6 protein-coding genes are annotated in these 9,667 nt (G+C 42.4%); 2 read left to right on the forward strand and 4 right to left on the reverse strand.

Annotation, left to right across the window (positions count from 1 at the left end):
• Positions 1-4 precede the first annotated feature (4 nt).
• The 4 genes from DW103_RS14575 to DW103_RS14590 all read right to left on the reverse strand — a co-directional run bounded on the left by DW103_RS14575 (position 5) and on the right by DW103_RS14590 (position 5,471).
• On the reverse strand, positions 5-1,777 hold the full coding sequence (locus tag DW103_RS14575; RefSeq protein WP_122277405.1) for an L-fucose isomerase: 1,773 nt from the start codon (positions 1,775-1,777) through the stop codon (positions 5-7).
• A 35-nt stretch (positions 1,778-1,812) separates the two neighbouring features.
• Positions 1,813-2,964, reverse strand: coding sequence for a DUF6786 family protein (locus DW103_RS14580; RefSeq protein WP_233545705.1), 1,152 nt, complete (start codon positions 2,962-2,964; stop codon positions 1,813-1,815).
• Between the two features lie 101 nt (positions 2,965-3,065).
• The gene (locus DW103_RS14585) at positions 3,066-4,235 is read right to left on the reverse strand and encodes a glycoside hydrolase family 172 protein (protein WP_122277409.1); all 1,170 of its coding nucleotides are present in this window, start codon (positions 4,233-4,235) and stop codon (positions 3,066-3,068) included.
• 30 nt (positions 4,236-4,265) lie between these two features.
• Positions 4,266-5,471 carry a sugar MFS transporter gene (locus tag DW103_RS14590; RefSeq protein ID WP_199653033.1) on the reverse strand — a complete coding sequence of 402 codons (1,206 nt, stop codon included), beginning with the start codon at positions 5,469-5,471 and terminating at the stop codon, positions 4,266-4,268.
• Between the two features lie 344 nt (positions 5,472-5,815).
• Between DW103_RS14590 and DW103_RS14595 the strand changes: the two genes are divergently transcribed.
• Both DW103_RS14595 and DW103_RS14600 read left to right on the forward strand, forming a co-directional pair.
• Positions 5,816-7,009 carry a glycoside hydrolase family 172 protein gene (locus tag DW103_RS14595; protein WP_122277411.1) on the forward strand — a complete coding sequence of 398 codons (1,194 nt, stop codon included), beginning with the start codon at positions 5,816-5,818 and terminating at the stop codon, positions 7,007-7,009.
• A 231-nt stretch (positions 7,010-7,240) separates the two neighbouring features.
• Positions 7,241-9,535, forward strand: a complete 2,295-nt coding sequence (locus DW103_RS14600) for a GH92 family glycosyl hydrolase (protein WP_122277413.1) — start codon at positions 7,241-7,243, stop codon at positions 9,533-9,535.
• Positions 9,536-9,667 lie beyond the last annotated feature (132 nt).

A 9,667-nucleotide genomic window follows, 5' to 3' on the forward strand; every position in this document is an offset into this window, starting at 1 on the left:
CTTTTTATTTGTACAGAGGCCCGTAGGCGGTACAGGCTCTGTAATCTGAACCTTCTATATCCGAACCGTAGGCATTCCATGCAGAGGGACGGAATATCTTGTCTTCATCCACATTGTGCATACAAACAGGTATCGAAAGCATGGAGGCCATTGAAATCAAATCTGCCCCGATGTGTCCGTAACTGATGGCTCCATGGTTGGCTCCCCAGTAATTCATAACGGAATATACATCTTTGAAATGTCCTTTTCCTGTGACGCGGGGAACGAAGAAGGTGGTCGGCCAGGTTTTATCTGTTCGTTTGTTGATAATATCAAATACATCGTCAGGGAATGTCGCTGTCCACCCTTCGGCAATCTGCAACACCGGGCCTATCCCTTTGGTCAGGTTCAGCCGGCACATCGTAACAGGCATACCTGCTTTTGTCAGGAAATTCGAAGAATAGCCTCCTCCGCGGAAATATTCTAATGAGGCCGGATACCAGGTTGTTACGTCCAGCATTTTTTCTACTTCTTCTTCCGATATTTCCCAATAAGGTTTCATCACCGGTTGGCCGTCTTTGGTTTGTTGCCCGGTTCCGTCCAGGGTACAGGAACCTGAATTGATGAGGTGGATAGCTCCTTCGGCCAGCAATCCTTCCGGCTTCCAGCCACTGACACGTTCGATGGCTTCAGGACTCCAATAGGTACGGACATCGGCAAATATCTGGGCCGTATTGGTCAGCAAGTTTCCAAACAACATGGAAAGGCCGTTCAGATGATCGTTTTCGGTTGCGAAAGTGAAAGGCGCACGAATACCGTTCCAGTCGAAAGAGGAATTGAGGATGGCTTCGGAGAAGTCACCGTTTGGCAGGAAATCTGTCCACTGGCGTTGTCCCTGGAAACCGCCGGCAATGGCGTTATGCCCCATGGCCTCTTCCTTATAGCCGATTTCTGCCAATTTTTCGTTACCTATCAGCAGGTCGCGCATGATAAGAGTCATTTTTACGACAAATTCCCAATCAGCTTCTTTTTGTTCGGGTGTTCGTTTGATACTTTCCGGATTGTAATCAGTCCCTTCCCGTGACATACAATTCTTTTTTGTCCAGGCAAGTGCCTTTTCGTATTCGTCCTTATCGTAAATTCCCAACTGGATACGACGGAGCAATTCGCTACAGTCTACATATTCTGCACGCATGCCCAAGTATTCCTGCAAGAATTCGGGGTTGACGATAGAACCGGCGATACCCATCGATACAGAGCCGATAGCCAGATAAGATTTGCCACGCATGATAGCGACAGCCAGACCGGCTTTGGCAAAGCGAAGCAATTTCTCTTTGACATCATCAGGAATAGTCGGGTCTGTTACATCCTGTACGTCATGGCCATAGATACCGAATGCAGGTAATCCTTTCTGATTGTGCGCCGCCAATGCCGCTGCCAGATAAACAGCCCCCGGACGTTCTGTCCCGTTGAACCCCCAAATTGCTTTCGGAATGAGCGGGTCCATGTCGATTGTTTCCGAACCGTAGCACCAGCAAGGGGTGACGGACAGGGAAACACCAACTCCGGCTCTTGCAAATTTTTCGGCACAGTTTGCCGCTTCTTTTACACCGCCGATACAGGTGTCGGCTATAACGCATTCTACCGGTGAACCATCCGGATAGCGGAGTGTTTCTGTATATAGTTTAGCCACTCTTTCTGCCAATCCCATTGTCATATCTTCCAGGGATTCACGAATACCGCGGCGTCGTCCGTCAATAACCGGGCGAATACCAATTTTTGGAAATGAATTTTTCATGTCTTTAATTGTTTAGCTTAATTGAATAACGAAGATTAGAATACACGTTTGATCTCTTCAATCGAGACCCCGAATAATGCTTCCGTGATAGGAGTTAAATCGGTTTCTTCTCCCACAAAATGGAATACATTATGATTGTGTTGTAAAGTTTCTCCTGGATTGAGGAAAGCTGCCGGTGAGGCACTTTCCACTTCCAGGAAGGGACCCATGATACTGCCATCTTCCAGCGGACCGTCATTATAGGCATTCAAAGCATCTCCGATAAGCGGATTTTTGTCAGGATTCCATTCTTGGTTGAGATAAATGCCATTTTTGTCGGTATCGAATGTAGTGATGGTTAGTCGTTTGGAGTCCGGGTCATAATTCCCTGCAATTGCTTTTGTCCGCATAGCATTCATCCCCAGCTTGTTTCTGCATTTTCCGTCGGTTTTCAGGAATAGGACGCCATCTTTTATTTTCAGTCGTTCGGCGGGAATCTCTCCGAAATAGTCAGTAGTCGCTATTTTTCCTAATTCCTTTTCATCACCCGTTTTAAAAGGTACAATTGTAAGTGAATGGGGGGCTGTATTGAACATGTCGAGCATCCAGATACAAATCGTTCCGGTTTCTTTTGTCCAGGCATAATCATTTAGATTGGTTATTTTGTTTTGAGTAGCATAAGCAACCGATTGGATTTTGTTACCCGGATTTATGCCTAATGTGGCTTGTATGTCGGCAGGGCTTAACATGCTGATTTTACGGTCTACGTTGAGGTGCATTTTATTCCCCAAATAATTGGCAACTTCCATATCTTTCTTCAATACAACCGATTGCCTATTGGAAGTAACCACCTCCCAAGGTTCGGTATCGATGGGTTTAGGTGTATGCCAGTTTTCATAAACCTGTTCACTTCCCGGCTTGAAGAAGATGGAGTAACGTCCGCCTTCCGGTCCCAGCCATAAACGATTTTCACCTCCGTATCCGTTCATGTGCTCATTTGTTTCTTTTGAATCGAGCGCATTGTAATTCAGGTATCCGAGGCTTTTCCCTGCTTCTCCGGCGGCTGTCGATGTAAATACTTTTGCCTGATATTTGGGGGAGACGATTACCTGTGAAAGCTTATCGTCGCTACTTAATATGACCAGACTGTCTTTGACGGATAAATATTCCAGGTCGTATCCGAATGTCCCTTTTTCGTATGATTTCATTTCTGTTTTATTTTTATTAGACTGGCTGCATGTACAAAAAACAGCACTTACTATCATGGCTGCCAGTATGTGAATAGGGTATTTCATAAATTCACTTACTATCAGGGAATTTCCAATTCATCTTTAGAGGGCAATGCCGGGAATTTGGCATGCGGTTCGGTCTGATACCAGAATACGGTGGATGATATATCCGATTTCTGGTTATTGTAACGACCGTCATGCCGCCAACCTAAATCCTGGATGGTAACTTTCAAGTCCTTATCGAAACGGACCGGGTCCATGATATGCCAACGGTAAAGTCCGAAAGCCGTGACAGCGCGATAAAGCCCGTCCGGACGGATAACCTGATGCATACCGCTATAAGGGGTTGTGAATTCCTGGTATCGATGGGTTGCCCCATTTTCAAAATTGTAAGAACCACAGAAGTAATCTTCGGTTCCTGTTCCGCAAATAGTCGGATATTGCTTGTCACCGTCCATAAAGAATTTGATTTCGCCTTCTCCCCACCAACGGTTGTCGTTTACACGCCATGCCAGATAAGTCCCTACATATTGTCCTTTTCCTTTAATGCCGTCAACCAGTGTATGGAGTGAGCCTTGTGTTGGATTGGAACGGCGGAATTGAGCATGGAAATAACCTTCATCTGCCGGGACGTCCGTCAACGTATAATTGATTTGGTAGTATAGACGCATTTCATCGCGTGTATCAATATTTTCCAAAGTGATACGTGCTTTTTTACGGAAAGGCATTTGCCAGTAGCAATTGAATGCGCTACCGGGATTTACACAGATAGCCAGAGAGGATAATTGTGCATATTCGTTATAAGCACTTGCGAAAAAGTCACCAATCGGACATTCCACCGACGGCTCTTTTTCATCGTCCCAATACATACGGATAATAGAAAAACGCCAATTTCCGGTAGGAGTCATCCAGATTTGTTGGATAGCACCCGGACCTTCCATTTCGGCAATAGTGATGGTTTCTCCTGGTTTAACGATAATGAAGGGATTTACTTTCCAGCCTTTGCCTAAATCACGTGCTGCTCCCCACGAATTGGCTATATTTCTGGAATCCCGGTCTTTAGGGTCGGCCATGCCGCCTTTTCCCGGCTCTCCGGTGAAGTTTTCCGGACTAATCGAACGTGTTTTCGCATTCGACAAACGGGAGAGATTTCCCATACTCATATTTAATCCGTTGAATGGGTAGTCCTGGGCTTGTATAAGCCCTGCTATAACCAGAAAGGTTACTAAAATTAGACTTAATTTCTTCATAACATTAATTTATAGTCTGACAATTATTAATTACAACTTGTATCCCTTGAAAGCAAAATAAGCGATATAGGCAAAACATAACAATGGCACAATGAAGCCGATAGCCATATTCTGCTCTCCGATGAATCCCATTAGCATAGGAGCAAAAGCTCCTCCGGCAACTCCCATAATAATATAGGAGGATGCTTTTTTCGTATAAATACCCATTCCCGACAGTCCTAATGCAAAAATGGTCGGGAACATGATAGACATGAAGAAGAATGTAATATAGAGCGCATATAGAGAAATTTGTCCTAACTCTAAAATAACCAGCACCATGGCAATGCAGCACATAACGGAATAGAATGCCAGAAGCTTATTGGGAGCAAATTTAGCCATTACCGCACTACCGGTCAGACGGCCTATCATGAATAACAACATTCCTCCGAAAGCCAGAAAACGGGATGCCGTCAACGGAGTAATTGATGAATCGAGTTCCGTTACATAATTGATAAAGAAACTAAAAACTCCGGTTTGTGCTGCACAATATAAAAATTGGGCAATAACCGCCAATACGAAATGTTTGTGTGACCACATGGAACGGGTTGGTTGCGCTTCGACTTTTATTTTCGGCTCTTCTTCATCCTTGATATCCGGTAATTTCGTGAAGAAAAACAGTACTGCAATCAGCAATGTCGCTGTACCTAATATAATATAAGGCTTAGTCAAAGCCATTGTATCTTCCGGCGATGCTCCTAAAATAAGTTGACCGCCAATCAGCGGACCTAATATCCAACCCAAACCGTTGAACGATTGCGATAAATTGATACGTTGGGCGGCGTTTTCTTTCGGTCCTAGTACCGTTGAATAAGGATTGGCGGCGGTTTCCAATACACATAATCCGCAAGCGACAACAAATAAAGCTATCAGGAACGGATTGGCTGAATGTAAAAGTGCTGCCGGAATAAATCCGAAGGCTCCGATAGCATACAAAAACAGTCCCAGAATAATTCCTTTTTTATATCCGAACCGTTTCATGAACAGGCCGGCCGGGATACTGATGAGTGCATAAGCAATATAGGTAGAAAACTGTACCAGACCCGATTGTGCCTTCGACATGGTGAATGCCACCTGGAAATGCTTGTTTAATACATCCAACAAGCCGTGTGCCATTCCCCACATTAAGAATAGACTTGTAACCAAAACAAAAGGTATCAGGTAGCTTTTGCCTGTCGGTGAAGTAAAAATTGATTTCATATCAGTTGTTTTTATGGTATAGAATAGAATGATTAACCGATACAAATGTAATAGGTTTAACGTTTTAGCAATCTAAATAGAAGGTGTTATAAAACATTTATTCGGGTTTTAACTTTTCTTTAAAGAAGAAGGGTCTTTGAAATTTATAGCTTGTTTGTTTATAACTTATTTGCCTATTCCCTGTTTTAATTTTTCATATTATGTTTTAGAACACTGTAGAAATGTAAACTAAAACGATTAACTTATGCTAATTTTGTTGTCTCTGATATATTCTTTGGAATTATGTTTATATCTGAATGTCTGATTATGAATAAACACTGTTGTCAACTTAATTTGTAATATGTATGATAAACGTAAGATTTAAATTTTTATCCCTGCTTATCGGACTGATGTTTTTTAGTTTGTCCGGTATTTCTCAGGAGAATGTGTCCGGTGAGTTATACGATTTGGCGAAAGTTAAAAACGGGGTACGTAATAAAAGAATTAGCAGTACCGACCCTACCGGAGGAAACAATGACAGGCTGGAAAATATCAAATCCGGTGAAACCCGCGTATTTGCCGATATCAAAGGTAGTGGTGTAATAAACCATATTTGGATAACAATAGCCCCGGGACCGGACCGCCTGATTCGTAATGATGTCATTTTACGTATGTATTGGGACGGGAATGAGAAACCTTCGGTGGAAGCTCCCATCGGCCCTTTCTTCGGGCAAGGATGGAACGAACAATATAACTATGCCTCTTTCCCTTTATCTGCCGGTCCGGCCAGAGGGACGGGGATGTCCTCTTATTTCGTTATGCCTTTTGCCAAAGGAGCCAGGTTGGAAGTCGAAAATCAGTCGGATCATACAATTGAAGCATTCTATTTTTATGTGGATTATCTGGAAATGGATAAATTACCGAAGGATATGGGGCGTTTTCATGCTTGGTATAATCATGAATTAACAGATGCGCTGCCTGAAGGGGAAACCGAATGGGGAGTAGTGGGAGAGAACAAAAATAATACGACCGGAGCAGATAATTATGTTTTTGCCGATATCAAAGGAAAAGGACATTTTGTGGGGATTAACTATTATGTGCATTGTCCGACTCCGATGTGGTATGGCGAGGGTGATGATATGTGGTTTATTGACGGTGAACAGAAACCTTCGCTGATTGGTACAGGAACGGAAGATTTCTTTAATACATCCTGGTGTCCGAAAGAACCTTTCAGCCATCCGTATTTCGGTTATCCGCGGGTTAATAATGATATAGGCTGGTTGGGACGTACACATGTTTATCGTTTCTTTATCAATGATCCGGTCTTTTTTGAAACAGAACTGAAAGCAACGATTGAGCATGGACATAATAACAATTTGACCTTAGATTTGGCCAGTGTCGCTTATTGGTATCAGGACAAGGCAAGTGCTTTACCTCCTGCTCCGACCAAGGAGGAGCGTCGTCTGAAACCGTTTATCAGCAATACGGATATTCATAAATGGCGTCATGAATGGAGAAAAAGTAAGGGAAATGGTTCGAAACTTTGGGGAAATGAATAATAATTATGAATAGGGGTATCTTAGAGGCAAAAGGCAAGAATAAGAATATTCCTATACGGAAGAATTAGGAGTTTTGAGTCGTGTGAACAGATTGCTTGCTTATGAGGTAAGATGCGGAGTTTGAGTTGGAGCGTGTGTTCTTGGATAAAGTTCAATGGATTAATTTAATAGGGGTTAGCAGAAAGTGGAATTTCTACTTTCAGCTTCCCTGATATATCAAAAGCTGTAAAAATGAAATCTTTGTTAGTCGTGATTTTAGCAGGGTTGGGAAGTTTGACTTTCTTGAATGCCCAAAAAGATTATACATCGTATGTCAATCCGCTTATTGGGACAGATGTACGGATTGTAAAAGGAATAGCGAAAAATACTAAGGAAGAACGGGGACAGATTGCTCCTTTGGTAGGTGTTCCGCATGGGATGACGAATTGGACTCCGCAAACACAAGCTACGGAGCAGAAATGTATGTCTCCTTATTACTATTATCAAGATGCAATCCAAGGCTTTAGGGGCAGTCATTGGATGAATGGCTCTTGTGTGCAGGATTATGGTACTGTTACAATTATGCCTATGATGGGCAAGCCTGTGTTTCTGGCAGAAGAGAGAGCTTCTCAATTTGACCACAAACAGGAAATAGCGAGTCCTTTCTTCTATAGTGTTTATCTGAAAGATTACGAAATTCAGGCTGAATTAACCGGTTTATCCCGTGCCGGAATGATGCAATTTGATTTTAAAAAGGAAGGGAATCAGTATTTGGTGATTGAACCGAATAGTGATGAAGGTCTTGGTTTTCTTGAGATAGATGTGCAAAAACATGAGATTCGCGGTTATAATCCTGTTCATCGTATTTATCAAGGTTCCGGAAAATATGCGGGTTTTAATGGCTTTTTTGTGATTCAGTTGGACTGTGATATAGCTGAATATGGTTTGTGGAATGGTGAACAGGAAATAAAGGGACAAATCCGGACTACCGGGAATAAAACGCCGGTGGGTGCTTGGCTTCGTTTATCAAACAGTCAACCTTGTAAAGTAAAAGTGAAAGTTGGCACTTCTTTTACCAGCTTGGAAAATGCCCGTTTGAATTTGGATAAAGAAATTCCCGCATGGAATTTCAACCAAGTCAAAAAAGAGGCAAAAACACGTTGGATGCAGGCTTTGGGTAAAATCAAAGTAAAAGGAAAGAACGAAGATGAGAAAATCAAGTTTTATAGTGCGCTTTATAATGCCAGCTTATTGCCACGTTTATTTAGCGACGTGGAGGGGTCCTATCCTGTTTTTGGTGCAAAAGAGGAAATTGCAAAAGCGGATGGTTTTGATTATTATTGCGATTTTTCACTCTGGGATACTTATAGGGCTGTACATCCCTTACTGTCTATTATCGATAGCAAAATCAATGCGGATATGGTCCACTCTTTCGTGGTGAAAGGCCAAGAAGGAGGATGGTTGCCGATTTTTCCTGCCTGGAATAATTATACGTCTGCTATGATTGGAGACCATGGTCTTTCTTTGATAGGTGATGCTATTTTGAAAAATCTACCAGGGTTTGATTATGAGGAAGCTTATAAACTGATGCGTAAAAATGCTTTTGAACCGAATCCGGATAGAAACAGCTATCTTGGCGGAAAAGGACGTAGGGCCGCTGAATCTTATCTGAAATATAATTATGTCCCTTTGGAAGATGGTGTCAAAGAGGCCTTCCATCAAAAGGAGCAGGTTTCCAGAACTCTTGAATACGCTTATGACGATTTTGTATTATCCCGGGTTGCTGATAAATTAGGAAAAGATGCAGATGCACGGCTTTTAAAACAAAGGGCTTTTAATTATAAAAATGTGATTGACCGGGAAACCGGATATGCCAGAGGAAGACATGCGGATGGTTCTTGGATAACCCCATTCGAACCTAATAATTTTGTTTCTTATATATGTGAAGGTACACCTTATCATTATACTTGGTATGTCCCTCAGGATGTAGCTGGTTTGATAGAACATATCGGTGGAAAAGACCGTTTTACGGAACGTCTGGATCGCTTTTTTGAAGAGGAATATTATTGGCATGGCAACGAGCCTTGCCACCATGTGGCTTATTTGTTTAATTATGCCGGCCAACCTTGGAAAACACAGAAGTGGGTACAACATGTGATTGATAAGGAATATTACATCACGCCTGACGGGTTGTGCGGAAATGATGACGCGGGACAAATGTCGGCATGGCTTGTATTTAGCATGGTCGGTTTTTATCCGGTTTGTCCGGGGATGCCTTATTATGTAATCGGAAGCCCCAGTTTTGAGGAAGTCGCCATCTCGGTTGGGAAAGGGAAAATCTTTAAAATTATAGCTAAAAATGTATCGGAAGAGAATATCTATATCCAGTCTGCCACATTGAATGGCAAAGTGTATGATAAGAGTTATATTCTGCATGAAGATATAGAAAAGGGGGGTGTGTTGTCGTTTGTTATGGGAAATGTTCCGAACAAAAGTTGGGCTACTTCTCCTGAATCATTGCCTTATTCTTTGAGTACTATGCAGTAACAGCCCTTTGCATGGGATTTGCAGGTATGGATAATAAGTAGAAATACATACTTTGTTACAAATATCTTGTTCCCGTCAGTTTCGGCATGACTACAGGGCAAACGCATTAGGAATAAAAATCAAAAGCCCCTT

Source organism: Parabacteroides sp. AM08-6 (assembly GCF_003473295.1).
Classification (GTDB): domain Bacteria; phylum Bacteroidota; class Bacteroidia; order Bacteroidales; family Tannerellaceae; genus Parabacteroides.

Coding starts and splice junctions, on each gene's coding strand:
- DW103_RS14575 (WP_122277405.1), bottom strand. CDS start 1,777: ATGAAAAATTCATTTCCAAAAATTGGTATTCGCCCGGTTATTGACGGA.
- DW103_RS14580 (WP_233545705.1), bottom strand. CDS start 2,964: ATGAAATCATACGAAAAAGGGACATTCGGATACGACCTGGAATATTTA.
- DW103_RS14585 (WP_122277409.1), bottom strand. CDS start 4,235: ATGAAGAAATTAAGTCTAATTTTAGTAACCTTTCTGGTTATAGCAGGG.
- DW103_RS14590 (WP_199653033.1), bottom strand. CDS start 5,471: ATGAAATCAATTTTTACTTCACCGACAGGCAAAAGCTACCTGATACCT.
- DW103_RS14595 (WP_122277411.1), top strand. CDS start 5,816: ATGATAAACGTAAGATTTAAATTTTTATCCCTGCTTATCGGACTGATG.
- DW103_RS14600 (WP_122277413.1), top strand. CDS start 7,241: ATGAAATCTTTGTTAGTCGTGATTTTAGCAGGGTTGGGAAGTTTGACT.